Annotated in this window: 13 protein-coding genes and 1 pseudogene; 5 read left to right on the forward strand and 9 right to left on the reverse strand. The window is 70.7% G+C overall.

All coding sequences use genetic code 11. The features are described from left to right. Positions 1-271 precede the first annotated feature (271 nt). The 3 genes and pseudogenes from ACIQ7D_RS32770 (at position 272) to ACIQ7D_RS32780 (ending at position 3,071) form a co-directional block, all read left to right on the forward strand. Complete coding sequence (locus ACIQ7D_RS32770) at positions 272-970, forward strand: SDR family NAD(P)-dependent oxidoreductase (protein ID WP_403943967.1); 699 nt, start codon at positions 272-274, stop codon at positions 968-970. Between the two features lie 11 nt (positions 971-981). After that, positions 982-2,156, forward strand: a pseudogene (locus tag ACIQ7D_RS32775) (S-adenosylmethionine:tRNA ribosyltransferase-isomerase). Between the two features lie 174 nt (positions 2,157-2,330). Further along, on the forward strand, positions 2,331-3,071 hold the full coding sequence (locus tag ACIQ7D_RS32780) for a transglycosylase SLT domain-containing protein (protein ID WP_403943970.1): 741 nt from the start codon (positions 2,331-2,333) through the stop codon (positions 3,069-3,071). 105 nt (positions 3,072-3,176) lie between these two features. Here ACIQ7D_RS32780 and ACIQ7D_RS32785 read toward each other — a convergent pair whose 3' ends face one another. Further along, positions 3,177-5,783 carry an FHA domain-containing protein gene (locus tag ACIQ7D_RS32785; protein WP_403943972.1) on the reverse strand — a complete coding sequence of 869 codons (2,607 nt, stop codon included), beginning with the start codon at positions 5,781-5,783 and terminating at the stop codon, positions 3,177-3,179. A gap of 526 nt (positions 5,784-6,309) precedes the next feature. Here ACIQ7D_RS32785 and serB point away from each other — a divergent pair. Continuing rightward, entirely contained in the window at positions 6,310-7,575 is a 1,266-nt protein-coding gene (gene serB / locus ACIQ7D_RS32790) for a phosphoserine phosphatase SerB (RefSeq protein ID WP_403943975.1), read from the forward strand. Positions 7,576-7,744: 169 nt separating this feature from the next. Here serB and ACIQ7D_RS32795 read toward each other — a convergent pair whose 3' ends face one another. From ACIQ7D_RS32795 to ACIQ7D_RS32810, 4 genes are all read right to left on the reverse strand, one after another. Continuing rightward, positions 7,745-8,263 (reverse strand): SixA phosphatase family protein, encoded by a 519-nt coding sequence (locus tag ACIQ7D_RS32795; protein WP_403943978.1) that lies wholly within the window; start codon positions 8,261-8,263, stop codon positions 7,745-7,747. Positions 8,264-8,356: 93 nt separating this feature from the next. Further along, the gene (locus ACIQ7D_RS32800; protein WP_403943980.1) at positions 8,357-8,566 is read right to left on the reverse strand and encodes a hypothetical protein; all 210 of its coding nucleotides are present in this window, start codon (positions 8,564-8,566) and stop codon (positions 8,357-8,359) included. A gap of 181 nt (positions 8,567-8,747) precedes the next feature. Beyond that, a complete protein-coding gene (locus ACIQ7D_RS32805; protein ID WP_283958703.1) occupies positions 8,748-8,864 on the reverse strand; it encodes an SGM_5486 family transporter-associated protein in 117 nt (38 codons plus the stop codon). Between the two features lie 4 nt (positions 8,865-8,868). Beyond that, the gene (locus ACIQ7D_RS32810) at positions 8,869-10,245 is read right to left on the reverse strand and encodes a CynX/NimT family MFS transporter (protein ID WP_403943982.1); all 1,377 of its coding nucleotides are present in this window, start codon (positions 10,243-10,245) and stop codon (positions 8,869-8,871) included. A gap of 75 nt (positions 10,246-10,320) precedes the next feature. On the opposite strand from ACIQ7D_RS32810, the gene ACIQ7D_RS32815 reads away from it, so the two are divergent. Further along, on the forward strand, positions 10,321-11,001 hold the full coding sequence (locus tag ACIQ7D_RS32815; RefSeq protein ID WP_403943984.1) for a FadR/GntR family transcriptional regulator: 681 nt from the start codon (positions 10,321-10,323) through the stop codon (positions 10,999-11,001). Here ACIQ7D_RS32815 and ACIQ7D_RS32820 read toward each other — a convergent pair. From ACIQ7D_RS32820 to ACIQ7D_RS32835, 4 genes are all read right to left on the reverse strand, one after another. Next, positions 10,982-11,320 (reverse strand): hypothetical protein, encoded by a 339-nt coding sequence (locus ACIQ7D_RS32820; RefSeq protein WP_403943986.1) that lies wholly within the window; start codon positions 11,318-11,320, stop codon positions 10,982-10,984. The two genes, ACIQ7D_RS32815 and ACIQ7D_RS32820, sit on opposite strands and share 20 nt — an antisense overlap. A gap of 192 nt (positions 11,321-11,512) precedes the next feature. Continuing rightward, positions 11,513-12,283: an enoyl-ACP reductase FabI gene (gene fabI / locus ACIQ7D_RS32825; RefSeq protein ID WP_403943989.1), complete on the reverse strand. Its 771-nt coding sequence runs from the start codon at positions 12,281-12,283 to the stop codon at positions 11,513-11,515. A gap of 4 nt (positions 12,284-12,287) precedes the next feature. After that, entirely contained in the window at positions 12,288-13,007 is a 720-nt protein-coding gene (gene fabG / locus ACIQ7D_RS32830) for a 3-oxoacyl-[acyl-carrier-protein] reductase (RefSeq protein WP_329826278.1), read from the reverse strand. 232 nt (positions 13,008-13,239) lie between these two features. Beyond that, the gene (locus ACIQ7D_RS32835) at positions 13,240-14,361 is read right to left on the reverse strand and encodes an SEC-C domain-containing protein (protein ID WP_403943992.1); all 1,122 of its coding nucleotides are present in this window, start codon (positions 14,359-14,361) and stop codon (positions 13,240-13,242) included. Positions 14,362-14,447 lie beyond the last annotated feature (86 nt).

Here is a 14,447-nt window from a genome sequence, read left to right on the forward strand (position 1 = left end):
CAACCCACCTCGCCCAGCCATCCCCGCCGTCACCCTCGTCCAACCCACCAAAACGGCCCCAACCCCACGGATGAAGTCCTAAAGCACCGGTATTGGGCCTAGGACCCGGGCGCCGCGGACCAGACCGAAATGCCCGTGCGGGTTCGGACCCGCGTACGAGGCGGCTGGGGCGCCGGCGTTCCTACGGTGGACGCGTCACAGGCCGCAGATCCCAGGTCGGGAGTCGTAGGTGGCCGGTGGCCGGGATCGCCGACGCGAAGGAGCGGATGTCATGCCGGTAGCGGTCGTCACGGGGGCGTCGAAGGGGCTGGGGCGCGCGCTGGCCGAGGGGCTGGCCCGGCGCGGCTGGGATCTGGTGCTGGACGCCAGGACCGCGCGCGTACTGGAGGGGACGGCCCGGGCGGCCGGGGCGCACGGGACGCGGGTGGTGGCGCTCGCCGGGGATGTGACGGACGCCGCGCACCGCGCGGAGCTGGTGGCCGCGGCGGCGGGGCTCGGCTCGCTGGACCTGGTGGTGAGCAATGCCAGCGCGCTGGGCGCGGAGCCGCTGGTACGGCTGGACGCGCTCACTCTGGCAGGGCTGCGGGCGGCGCTGGAGACCAATGTGGTGGCGGCGCTCGGGCTGGTGCAGGAGGCGCTGCCGCTGCTGCGGGAGAGCGCGGCGGGGGCGGTGATCGCGGTCAGTTCGGACGCGGCGGCGGAGGCGTACGAGACCTGGGGCGGGTACGGGGCGTCCAAGGCGGCGCTGGACCACCTCGCGGCCGTGCTGGCGGTCGAGGAGCCGGGGCTGCGGGTGTGGGCGGTCGATCCGGGGGACATGGCGACGGATCTGTACGCGGCGGCCGTGCCGGACGACCCGGACCCGCGTCCGGCGCCCGAGGTGGTGGTGCCCGGCTTCCTGCGGCTGCTGGAGCGGCGGCCGGTGAGCGGCCGGTACGCGGCGCCCGCGCTGCTGGAGGGGACGGCATGAGGCTGCCGGACATGCCCGAGGAGCTGTCGGCGCGGGTGCCGGCGGAGCAGCGCGGGGCGGGCCGGGACGACGTACGGCTGCTGGTGTCCCGGGGGACCCGGGTGAGCCACCACGTCTTCCGGGAGCTGCCGGGGCTGCTGCGGGCCGGGGACGTCCTGGTGGTCAACACGTCGGCGACGCTGCCCGCGGCGGTCGACGGGCGGATCGGCCCGGAGCCGGGCGGCGAACGGGTTGTCGCGCACTTCTCGACGCGGGGTGACGACGGCCGGTGGGCGGTCGAGCTGCGGACCCCGCGCGGCCCGGCTGCGACGGAGGCCGGGACGGGGGTGACACTGCCCCGCCCGGGCGGCCGGGCGGGGACGGTCGTACGGCTGCCGGGCGGGGCGCAGCTCGTCCTGGAGGAGCCGCTGGACCCGGCGGGGGCCAGGCTCTGGTGGGCGCGGACCCCGGGCGCCGATGTGCCGGGGCTGCTGGGCCGCCACGGCCGCCACATCCGGTACGGGTACACGGAGCGGGACCAGCCGCTCTCCGCGTACCAGACGGTTTTCGCGCTCCCCTCCCCCGGCGGCGGCGGCTCGGCGGAGATGCCGAGCGCGGGGCGGCCCTTCACCGCGGGGCTAGGACGAGCTGGTGAGCCGGGGTGTGCGGTTCGCGCCGCTGGTCCTGCACACGGGGGTGGCGTCGGCGGAGGCGCACGAGCCGCCGTACCCGGAGCGCTTCGCGGTGCCGGAACCGACGGCGCGGCTGGTGAACGCCGCGGTGGCGGGCGGCGGCGCGGTCGTCGCGGTCGGTACGACGGCGGTGCGCGCCCTGGAGTCGGCGGCGGGGCCGGACGGGGTGGTGCGGGCGGCCTCCGGCTGGACGGACCTGGTGGTGACGCCCCGGCGCGGGGTGCGGGTGGTCGACGGGCTGCTGACCGGGCTGCACGAGCCCGCGGCCTCGCATCTGCTGATGCTGGAGGCGATCGCCGGGCCGACCGCTCTGACCAGGGGCTACGAGGCGGCGCTGCGCCGCGGCTACCTCTGGCACGAGTTCGGGGACGTCCATCTCCTGTTGCCCGGAAATCGCTCACGCTCCGGATTGCGGGAGCAACACGCGGTCAGGTCGCAGGGGGCCCGATGTGAGCCCCGGCATAGGACCCACATCACTTACGAGCGGGATTAGTCGACGGATAAGGGCCGCGTGAGCACGGCATAACGGGACATTGGGGCGCCTTCCCGGCGCCCCTTCGCACTATCCGGGGTCGTACATCACACCTTTGCCAGGGCATTTTGCGGCCGCTAACAATTGCCGACGTCGCCGCCGAGATGGCTGGCCGTCCGGCCTCCGCGACTCCCGCTATTCGAAGAGGTACGTCTCTATGTTCTCGTCACGCACCCCTGGCCTCAGCCGTCTGAACAAGACCCATCGGGCATCGATCGCCGGCGTCGCAGCCGCCGGAGCCGCGGCTCTGACGTTCACCCTCGTCCCCGGGGGCCACGGCGCCGCCGAGGCCAAGCCCGAGGCCCAGGCCAAGACCTCCGCCGCCACGCACGTGGCGTGGAAGTCGGCGACGGACAACACCCAGGCATCGACCGTGCACGCGATCGTCGCCAAGCAGCACGCGAACGCGCTCGACGGCGCGGCCCAGGTCAAGAGCACCAGCGTCTCCAAGGCCGACTCCGAGGCCAAGGCCAAGGCCGCCGCGAAGGCCAAGGCCGAGGCAAAGGCGAAGGCCGAGGCGAAGAAGCGCGCCAAGACCACGTCCGCCAGCCGCTCGACCGTGCGCAAGCCGGTCTACCCGAACAACCTGGACGGCTGGATCCGTGAGTCGCTGGCCATCATGAAGAAGCACGGCATCCCGGGCAGCTACAACGGGATCCACCGCAACGTCATCCGTGAGTCGAGCGGTAACCCGAACGCGATCAACAACTGGGACATCAACGCCCAGAACGGCATCCCCTCGAAGGGTCTGCTCCAGGTGATCCCGCCGACCTTCAAGACGTACCACGTCAAGGGCACGCCGAATAACATCTACGACCCGGTCTCGAACATCGTGGCCGCGTGCAACTACGCCGCGGACAAGTACGGCTCGATGGACAACGTCAACAGCGCGTACTGATCCGCACGGACACGCACGGAGCGATCCGGGCAGTGAACGCCGGAGGGCGGCACCCCCACCACGGGGATGCCGCCCTCCGGCGCGTTCCGGTGCATCACCGTACGGTCACTTGCGCATGACCTCGGGCTCGTGACGGCGCAGCAGCCGCGCGACCGCGAAGCCGCAGACGACCCCGATCAGCAGCAGGACCGAGATGTTCAGGACCCACTGGCCCGCCGCGTGCTCCCACAGCGGGTCCAGGTTCGTCGGGTCGTTGATGTCCCACGGCGCCATCAGGTGCGCGAGGTCCAGGGTCGTGCCCGCGCCGGCGATGGCCCAGCGGGACGGCATCAGCCAGGCGAGCTGTTCCAGCCCCGGCGAGTCGTAGAGCTGGAAGAGGACGCCCGTGAACACGACCTGGACGATCGCGAACATGACGAGGAGCGGCATCGTCTTCTCGGAGGTCTTCACCAGCGAGGAGATGACCAGGCCGAACATCATCGAGGTGAAGCCGAGGGCGATCACGACCAGGCAGATCTCGACGGCCGGCGGCATGATCAGGCCCTCTTCGGGCAGCACGCGGGGCGCGAAGCCGATACCGCAGATGATGACGCCCTGGAAGGCGGTGATCACACCGAGTGTGATCACCTTGGACATCAGATAGGCGGAACGGGAGAGGCCGGTGGCCCGTTCCCGTTCGTAGATCACCCTCTCCTTGATCAGTTCACGTACGGAGTTGGCCGCGCCCGAGAAGCACATGCCGACGGTGAGGATGAGCATGATCGTGCCCGCGGCGCTGTTGAACCGGGCCGGGGCCTCGGGCGGTCCGAGGCCGAACTTGGCCGGGATCACGACGCTGACCACACCGAGCACCGCGGGCAGGATCAGCATCAGCCCCATGAAGCCCTTGTCGGAGGCGATCACCGAGGAGTAGCGGCGTATCAGGGTCCAGAGCTGGGAGCCCCAGCTCTGGGCCTTCGGCGGGCGCAACTGCTGCGGCGGCGTGCGGACCGACTGGGCGGCGACGGAGTCGATGTCCGCGGCGTACATCTGGTAGTGCTGGGAGCCGCGCCAGCGGCCCGCCCAGTCGTAGTCGCGGTAGTTCTCGAAGGCCGAGAAGACATCGGCCCAGGTGCTGTAGCCGAAGAAGTTGAGCGCTTCCTCCGGCGGGCCGAAGTACGCGACGGAGCCGCCTGGCGCCATCACGAGCAGCTTGTCGCAGATGCTCAGCTCGGCCACCGAGTGGGTGACCACCAGGACCGTACGGCCGTCGTCGGCGAGGCCGCGCAGAAGCTGCATGACATCGCGGTCCATGCCCGGGTCGAGGCCGGAGGTCGGCTCGTCCAGGAAGATCAGCGAGGGCTTGGTGAGCAGCTCCAGGGCGACGGACACGCGCTTGCGCTGACCGCCGGAGAGCGAGGTGATCTTCTTGTCCTTGTGGATGTCGAGCTTCAGCTCGCCCAGCACCTCGCCGATACGGGCCTCGCGCTCGGCCTCGGCGGTGTCACCGGGGAAGCGGAGCTTGGCCGCGTACTTGAGCGCCTTCTTGACGGTCAGCTCCTTGTGCAGGATGTCGTCCTGCGGAACGAGACCGATGCGCTGGCGCAGCTCGGCGAACTGCTTGTACAGGTTCCGGTTGTCGTAGAGGACATCGCCCTGGTCGGCGGGGCGGTAGCCGGTGAGCGCCTTGAGCAGGGTGGACTTGCCGGATCCCGAGGGACCGATGACCGCGATCAGCGACTTCTCGGGGACGCCGAAGGAGACGTCCTTGAGGATCTGCTTGCCGCCGTCGACGGTCACCGTGAGATGGCGGGCCGAGAAGGAGACCTCACCGGTGTCGACGAACTCTTCGAGCCGGTCCCCGACCAGCCGGAAGGTGGAGTGACCGACACCGACGATGTCGTTGGGGCCGAGGAGCACGGTGCCGGACTTGGCGATCGGCTGACCGTTGACGTAGGTGCCGTTGTGGGATCCGAGGTCGTGGATCTCGAAGCGGCCGTCGGGGGTCGCCGTGAACTCGGCGTGGTGACGCGAGACCTGGAGGTCGGAGACGACCAGTTCGTTCTCCAGCGCACGGCCGATGCGCATCACACGGCCGAGGGAGAACTGGTGGAAGGTGGTCGGGCTGCGGTCCCCGTACGCGGACGGGGCCCCCGCCGCGCCGCCCGCGCCACCACCCTGTGGCTGCTGTGGCCTCGGTGACTGAGGCGCCTGCTGCACATAGTGCGGTGCGGGGGCCTGAGCCTGAGCCTGGGCCTGCTGGGGTACGGGGGCCGCCTGGGCCTGGACCTGTGCCTGCTGCCAGCCCTGCTGCGGCGGGGCGGCCTGCTGCTGGGGCTGCTGCCAGCCCTGCTGGGCCGGTGCCTGGTGGGGCCCCGCCTGCTGGGCCCCCGCCTGCTGAGGCGCCGCGCCCTGCGCGCTGTGCGCGCCCGCTCCGGTGAGCGTCACGCGCGGGCCGTCGGTGGCGTTGCCGAGATGGACGGCGGAGCCGACGGCTATCTCCATCTGCTGAATGCGCCGGCCCTCTACATAGGTGCCGTTGGTGCTGCCGTGATCCTCAATGACCCAGCCACGGCCTCCCCACTTCACGGTGGCGTGACGCCACGAGACCCGGGCGTCGTCGATCACGAGGTCGCCCTGTGGATCGCGGCCGAGGGTGTACGACCTGGACGGATCGAGCGTCCAGGTCCTTCCGTTCAATTCCAGTACGAGTTCCGGCACTCCATGCCCCACTAGTTGTCCCCCGAGTTTCCCCCATCGCAGGGAGTCCAGGGATGGCGAACATCGTGAGGAACTATTTCAGGCTCACTCCCGTCTTTGAAAGTCAGGCCGTGTGCCATATCGGCACAAGCGTGTAACAGCCCCCCACGGAGGGGCTGTCGGTGGGGAACAAAGGGCCATGGAGAGCAACAACACCGACAAAACAGCGGGGTGGTCCGGGTATCCGTCGCCGTGCGCGCTTTCTCGGCGCCCGTCGGAAAGGGCGTCCGCGGCCATGCCCTACAGCGCGAAGACGCGATTCAACCGTCGTTTTCTTGCCATTCGAGAACCGGCCGATACGGCGGTACCGGAGTCATGGAATCCGGTACGTCGGTTACCTCCGGTGCGCCCGAGGGTCCGTACGGCACGCCGGATGGTGATCCTTACCCCGTCGGCACACTGTATGCGCAGGTCATCCCCTCCATCACCACATGATCGCTGTCCGGTACGCGGGACGGCTGGCCGGTTTCCGCGCCCCGCCCGATACGGTGGAACCACCATGAGCGCACCTCAGCCCCGTTTGAACTCCGACGTCCCGACCCTCCTCGTCAAGATCTTCGGGAAAGACCGCCCGGGGATCACCGCCGGGCTCTTCGACACTCTCGCCGCCTTCTCCGTCGACGTGATCGACATCGAGCAGGTCGTCACCCGTGGCCGTATCGTCCTGTGCGCACTCGTCACCGCTCCGGCCCCGGGCGGTGCCGGCGAGGGCGAGCTGCGGGCCACCGTGCACAGTTGGACCGAATCCCTCAAACTCCAGGCCGAGATCATCTCCGGCACGGGCGACAACCGGCCGCGCGGAAGTGGCCGTTCGCATGTCACCGTCCTCGGAAATCCGCTGACCGCCGAGTCGACGGCGGCCATAGCCGCCAGCATCACCGCGACCGGCGGCAATATCGACCGGATCTTCCGGCTCGCGAAGTACCCGGTCACGGCGGTCGAGTTCGCCGTGTCCGGTGTGGAGACCGAACCGCTGCGCACCGCCCTCGCCACCGAGGCGGCCGAGATCGGGGTGGATGTCGCCGTCATCTCGGCCGGACTGCACCGCCGGGCCCAGCGGCTGGTGGTCATGGATGTGGACTCGACCTTGATCCAGGACGAGGTCATCGAGATGTTCGCGGCGCACGCCGGCTGCGAGGACGAGGTCGCCGAGGTGACCGCCCGGGCCATGCTCGGTGAGCTGGACTTCGAGCAGTCCCTGCACGCCCGGGTCGCCCTGCTCGCCGGGCTCGACGCGTCGGTGGTGGAGAAGGTGCGGGCCGAGATACGGCTCACCCCCGGCGCCCGCACCCTGGTCCGTACGCTCAAGCGGCTCGGCTACCAGGTCGGCGTGGTGTCCGGCGGATTCACACAGGTCACCGACGCCCTCCAGGTACAGCTCGGGCTGGACTTCGCCGCCGCCAACACCCTGGAGATCGTGGACGGAAAGCTCACGGGACGGGTCGTGGGCGAGATCGTCGACCGGGCGGGCAAGGCCCGGCTGCTGCGCCGGTTCGCGGCCGAGGCCGGGGTGCCCCTGGCACAGACGGTCGCCATCGGTGACGGCGCGAACGACCTCGACATGCTGAACGCGGCCGGGCTCGGTGTGGCCTTCAACGCCAAACCGGTGGTACGCAAGGCCGCCCACACGGCGGTGAACGTACCGTTCCTGGACACCGTGCTCTATCTGCTGGGCATCACGCGGGAAGAGGTCGAGATCGCGGACGGTGAGGACGGCCTCGAAGAGCCGGCCGAGCCGGGCCCGCGGGACGGCCGCGCGGGCTGAGCCTCAGCGGAGAAGCCCCCGGCGGAGACATACGGCAAGGGGCGGCGGGACCGGAGGGAAGGAAGGCCCCGGCGGGGAGCCGGTGAACGCACCGGATCCCCCGCCGGGGCCTTCCCCGTCCGTACGGACGGAGCCGCACGCCGCCGCCCGGGGGCGCGAGCCCCGCGGGTCAGCCGCGGGGCGTCCAGAACGCGGTGAGCGTCGCCACGCCGTGCTCCACCGACTTCCAGCTCCCGTCGAACGTGAGGACGGCGAAGGCCGCGGTGGGGAAGCCGCTGCGGTTCATCCGGGCGAGCGTGTCACCCTCCGACGCACCCGCGAGGGCGTCGGCGAGGGCGTGCGTCACGGGGTTGTGGCCGATGAGAAGAAGGTCGCGCACATCGTCGGGGACCTCGTTGACGACGGCGATCAGTTCGCCGAGGCCGGCTTCGTACAGCCGGTCCTCGTAGACGGTCCTGGGGCGCTGCGGCAGCTCCGCCACCGCCAGTTTCCAGGTCTCTCGCGTTCTCGCCGCGGTCGAGCAGAGAGCCAGATCGAAGGCGATACCCGTCGCGGCCAGCTCACGGCCCGCGACGGGGGCATCCGCACGGCCCCGGTCCGCGAGCGGCCTTTCGTGGTCCGCCACATCGGGCCAGTCGGCCTTGGCGTGCCGGAGGAGGACGATCCTGCGGGGTGTTTCGACGCTCATGCTTTCCAGCTTCGCATGAAATGAGCCAGCGGGCGCAGGGTGTTGACGTGCTCACCCGGCACGGGTGAACGGCGCCGTCGGCGCTGACCGGTACTACCGGGCCAGGGTCAGATGCAGGTGTTCCAGGATCCGGCCGACCGTGGGGTCGGCGGTCGCGGCGTGCGCCTGGCCGGGATCCGCCATCAGCACGAACAGGACCACGAAGGCTATGGAGGGCAGGGCGACGGACCACCACGGCAGCCGGATGTCGACGCCGCCGGAGGAAGCCGGGGAGTAGGGCCGGGAGTGGGTACGGGCCGGCATGGCCGCCTCCGGAGGTCTGCGAATCGGTCGGTGATCGAATCGGTCGGTGATCCGTGATGCCTCAACGCTACGGATCGCGAGGCCCGGTTCCCATCCGGTGACCCACCCACTTGACCCTGACCCAGGCCCCCTAGGGGATGGGGGTGCCAGCCCCACCCCGGGATGTCACGACGGCGGACGGTCAGGGGCTGGCGATGGTCGCGATGATGCTGATGATCACCATGATGCCGATGATCGTGCCGAAGACGAGCAGCAGTTTCCGCTGGCCGTTCTGAGGGTTCGGGTCAAGGACTGGCATACGGTCAGTCTCGCATCCGCGTCTCGTCCTCGATCGTCCGGTCCCGCCCCGCGACGACACCCATCACCATCTGCGGCACGAGGAACGCCGCCATCAGCCCGATCGGCAGCCCCCAGCCGCCGGAGTACTCGTACACCACTCCCACCAGCATCGGGCCCGGGATCGAGATCAGGTAGCCGGTGCTCTGGGCGAAGGCGGAGAGCCGTACGACCCCGGCGCCGGTCCGCGACCTCAGGCCGATCATGGTGAGGGCCAGCGGGAACGCGCAGTTGGAGACGCCCAGCAGCACGGCCCAGACCCACGCTCCCCCGGCCGGTGCGAGATAGAGCCCGGTGTAGGCGGTCAGCCCGCAGAACCCCAGGGCGACGACGATCGGCCCCTGGTTGCTCATACGGGTGGCCACCCGGGGGATCACGAAGGCCAGCGGCACCCCCATTACCATGGTCACGGCGAGCAGCAGCCCCGCCGTGCCCGCCGGGACCCCGGCGTCGCGGAAGATCTGCGGCATCCAGCCCATGGTGATGTACGCGCCGGTGGCCTGGAGGCCGAAGAAGCAGGCGAGGGCCCACGCCGTACGGCTGCGCCCGAGCCGGAGACCGGGGGCCGCACTGCCGCCCGGCGCCGCCCCCGCCCCCGTACCCGAGCCGGCCGCCGGGGAGCCGGAGGCGGCCGTGGAACGGTCGCGCGCCAGGCCGGCCCACGGCAGTACGGCGACAGCGGCGAGCACCGCCCACACGCCCAGCCCCGTACGCCAACTGCCGCCCAGCGCCTGGGTCATCGGGACGGTCACGGCTGCCGCCGCGGCGGTGCCGAGCGCCAGGCCCATGGAGTACAGGCCGGTCATGGTGCCGACCCGGTCGGGGAAGTGGCGCTTGACGATCACCGGCATCAGCACATTGCTGACCGCGATCCCCATGAGCGCGAAGGCGCTGGCGGCGAGGAAGCCCGCCGTACCGCCGGCGAAGGGGCGGAGCGCCACTCCGGCGGTGATCGCCACCATCCCGGCGAGGACGACGGCACCGGGCCCGAAGCGGCGCGCCAGCCGGGGCGCGGCGAAGCCGAAGACGGCGAAGCAGAGCGGCGGTACGGAGGTGAGGACGCCCGCGAGGGTGCCGCTCATGTGCAGCCCGTCCCGTACCTCTTCGAGGAGGGCGCCGAGGCTGGTGATGGCGGGGCGGAGGTTGAGGGCGGCGAGGACGAGTCCGGCGACCAGAAGCCGGGTGCGCCACTTCGAAGACGACCCGGACGTCGCGGACGACACGGAGGGGACGGCGGGGACGGAGGGGACGGAGGGGACGGCGGGGACGGAAAGGGCGGCGGGCGCGGACGCCGGTATGCGCCCGGTCCGCGGGTGGAGAGAGGTGTGCGGCTCGTCGGACATGGGGCCATCATAGAATGATGGGATGTTTTGTTCTCCGTCCGCGGGACACTGTCCTTCTCCGAGACCAGGAGCACCATGGCACTGACCTCTCCCCGGCGCTCCGCGCTCTCCGATCAGGTGATCACCGAGCTGCGGAACCAGATCACGTCGGGCGCGTGGCCGGTGGGCTCACGCATCCCGACCGAGCCCGAGCTGGTCGAACAGCTCGGCGTGGCCCGTAACACCGTCCGCGAGGCGGTCCGGGCGCTCGCCCACAACGGGCTGCTCAGCATCCGGCAGGGCTCGGGGACGTACGTCGTCGCGACCAGCGAGCTGGCCGGCGTGATGCACCGCAGATTCGCCGGGGCCGACCCGCTGCACATCGCCGAGCTGCGCACCACGCTGGAGTCCTCGGCCGCGCGGCTGGCCGCCCAGCGCCGTACGGAACACGATCTGCGCCGTCTCGACACGCTCCTCGCCCGACGCGAGGAGGCATGGGCCGCCGGGGACGCGGACCGGTTCGTGGCGGCGGACGCGACGCTCCATCTCGCCGTCGTCGCCGCGTCGCACAACGACGTGATGACCGCGCTCTACGCGGACCTGGGCCATCTGCTGCGCGACTGGCTACGGGAGGACGTGGGCCGGGAGCTGCGCCCCGAGAACCACATGGACCACGCGCGGCTGGTGGCGGCGATCCGGGCGGGCGACACGGAGACGGCGGCGGCCGAGGCGGCGAGCTACACCCGGCACTGCCTGGTCACGGGCGTTCGTGGCTGACCCGCACCGATCTGATCTCCTTCCAGCACCGGTCGGCGAGCCGGACGTATCCGGCGGCACCGATGTCCACGGGCCCGCCCACGGCGTCGATGTCCCACCAGCGCGCGCAGTCCACGTGCAGCCGGACCCGGTCCGTCTCGGGATACGGGTTGTGGCAGTACGCGACGGCGCGGGAGCCCTGGATGTCCGTACGGCAGGTGGCGTGGAACCGGTCGGGGGCAGGGCGGTCCCGGCCGGGGCGGTCGGCGGCGACCGCGAACGCCGAGGCCGTCAGCGCGACCGCCACGAGAACGGCCGTACGGCGGCGCTGCGGACGCATACGGACTCCTCCTCCCCCGGCCGGGCAGAGCCGTAGGGGCGGCTCCGTCATGAGCCGTCCCGCCCAGTGTGCGGGGAAGAGCCGCTCTTTTCGACTCGGGGAAGAGCCGCGGGGAAACGGGAGAACGGAAACACGGAAGCCGCGCGCCCGGCCGGGACACGCGGCTTCCTCGACACCGTCACCAGATGCGCGTCAGGCGCCCATCATGTGCACGCCGCCGTCGACGTGGACGATCTCGCCGGTCGTCTTCGGGAAGAAGTCCGACAGCAGACCGACGACGCCACGGCCGGCCGGCTCCGGGTCCGAGAGGTCCCAGCTGATCGCGGCGCGCTCGTTCCAGACGTCCGCGAAGGTCTCGAAGCCCGGGATCGACTTGGCCGCCATCGACTTGAGAGGACCGGCCGAGATCAGGTTGCAGCGGATGTTCCGCGCACCCAGATCACGGGCGAGGTAGCGGTTGGTGGACTCCAGGGCCGCCTTGGCGACGCCCATCCAGTCGTACTTGGGCCAGGCGAACTGCGCGTCGAAGGTGAGGCCGACGACCGAGCCGCCACGCCCCATCAGCGGCAGGCAGGCCATGGTGAGCGACTTCAAGGAGTACGCCGAGACGTGCACCGCCGTGGAGACGTCCTCCCAGCTCCCCTCCAGGAAGTTGAAGGCGCCCTGCGGCCCGAAGGCGATCGAGTGCACGATGCCGTCGAGGGAGGCGCCCTCGCCCTGGTGCTCACGGATCTTGTCGGCCAGCCCGTCCAGGTGCTCCTGGTTCGTGACGTCCAGCTCGATGACCGGGGCGGGCTTGGGCAGCCGCTTGGCGATGCGCTCGACGAGCGTGAGCCTGCCGAAGCCGGTGAGGATGACGTCCGCGCCCTCCTCCTGGGCCACCTTGGCGGCCTGGAAGGCGATGGAGGACTCCGTGAGGACGCCCGTCACGAGAATGCGCTTGCCGGCGAGGATTCCACTCATGTGATCAGTGACCCATGCCCAATCCGCCGTCAACGGGAATGACGGCTCCAGTGATGTACGAGGCGTCGTCGGAGGCGAGGAACCGCACCGTCGCGGCGATCTCCTCCGGCTGCGCATAGCGGCCGAGCGGCACCTGCGAGACGATGCCCGCGCGCTGCTCGTCGGTGAGTACCTTCGTCATGTCGGTGTCGACGAAGCCGGGCGCGACGACGTTGAAGGTGATGTTCCGCGAACCCAGCTCACGGGCGAGGGAGCGGGCGAACCCGACCAGACCGGCCTTGGACGCGGCGTAGTTCGCCTGCCCCGCCGAGCCGAGCAGCCCGACCACGGACGAGATCAGTACGACCCGGCCCTTCTTGGCGCGCAGCATCGCGCGGTTGGCGCGCTTGACGACGCGGAAGGTGCCGGTGAGGTTGGTGTCGAGGACGGACGCGAAGTCCTCCTCGGACATCCGCATGAGCAACTGGTCCTTGGTGATACCGGCGTTGGCGACCAGCACCTCCACGGGACCGTGCTTCTCCTCGATCTCCTTGTATGCCTGCTCCACCTGCTCGCTGTCGGTGATGTCGCAGCGGACCGCCAGGCAGCCCAGCTCGGTGAGCGCCTGCGGCGGCTCGCCGGAGCGGTAGGTGATGGCGACCTTGTCGCCGTTGTCGGCGAAGGCACGGGCGATGGCGAGGCCGATGCCCCGGTTTCCTCCGGTGACGAGAACCGAGCGGCTCAACGGATCAGCCTTTCCTCAAGGGGTCTGGTACCTGTGAAACCTATAGGTCCCACCCGGCCCACGGGGACTCGCCCCCTGACAGCGCCTCGGGGTCCTCCCTGTCGGGTCCCTACAGAAACGGGGGACGCCGCGTCCGGTATCGGCCGGGACCGGGGCAGTGGAGGATCGGGACGGCCGAGGACCGGGACAGGGGCGTTGTCAGGACAGGGATGTATCAGGCCGGGGGGAGATATCAGGAGAGCGCCGGGTTGCCGCAGCACTTCTTGTATTTGCGTCCGGACCGGCACCAGCAGAGACCGTTGCGCGGCGGCGGCCAGGCGTCGGCGTGCCCGATCCTGGCCAGTTCGGCGGCGTACGCGGACCGGGTGGCAGGGGCGGCCGGCGACGAGTTCTGGCCACGCGCGTACTCGTCAAGATCCGCCAGGGAGCCCTGTCCGACGGCGAGCCGGACGTCTCCCTGGTCGGAGAGGCCCCGCAGGGTCCGCTCGACCTGCCGAAGATGCCCGGCGTGCTCGGTTCCGTATTCGTCGGCCACCGCCGGCCAGGTGTCGAGCAGTCGTCCGAACTCCACCTCGGGCCAGAAGAGCACGCACGTCATCACCGTCCGCGGCCGGGCAGCGGCCGCATCGCGCGCGTCGGCCCGAGCCGCCGCTTCCTCAAGCAACAGCATCTCCTCCCGCATCATCTCGGGATCGTTCTTCCAGGTGGCGTCCATCCGCCGGGGGTCGTGGAGTTCGTCGAGCGAACGCAACTCGCCGAAGAAACCGCCCCGCCCCTGGTGCAGCTCATGGGCCAGTTCGTCGCCGTCGTCGTGCGGCTCCCCGAGCCTCCGGCGCACCCGGTGGCGCCCGGTCACCAGCATGTCCACGTCGTCCTCACCGGTCACCAGGTCGGCCGCCGAGGCCAGCGGGGTCGTCGCCCCGAGCGCCTGGGTGATACCCGCCGTGAACCACTCGGCGGCGACCCGGTACTCACCCTTGGCCTCGAACAACTCGGCCACGACGTTCCAGGCTCCCGCGTCCTCGATACGGCTCCGGCGCAGCAGAGCGGCCGCCGCCCGCGCCTCCGTCTCCCGCCCGGCGTCCCACAACGCACTGATGCGGAACGCCTCGGTCAGCTCGGGAGCCGCAGGGCCCTCCGCGAGCAGCCGCTCGTACAGGGCGACCGCCCGGCCGTACTCCCCGGCCTCGCTCCACTCACCGGCGGCATCGTGCAGCAGCTCTTCGCGCCGTTCCGGATACCGCTCGGCGTCCGCCTCCATCTCGGCGGCGGCCTCGGCGGCGGTGTAGAAACGGCGGACCGGGCGGGGCGCGGGGACACGCTTTCGCGTGGTGGAACGACTCTTACGGGACATGCCTTCCACCGTAGCGATGTCAATCGGCACGCACCGCACGATGGGTCGGAGTGCCCTCGTGCGGGTGACACGACTGCTACGGTCCC

The organism is Streptomyces sp. NPDC096310 (assembly GCF_044763125.1).
Taxonomy (GTDB): Bacteria; Actinomycetota; Actinomycetes; order Streptomycetales; family Streptomycetaceae; genus Streptomyces.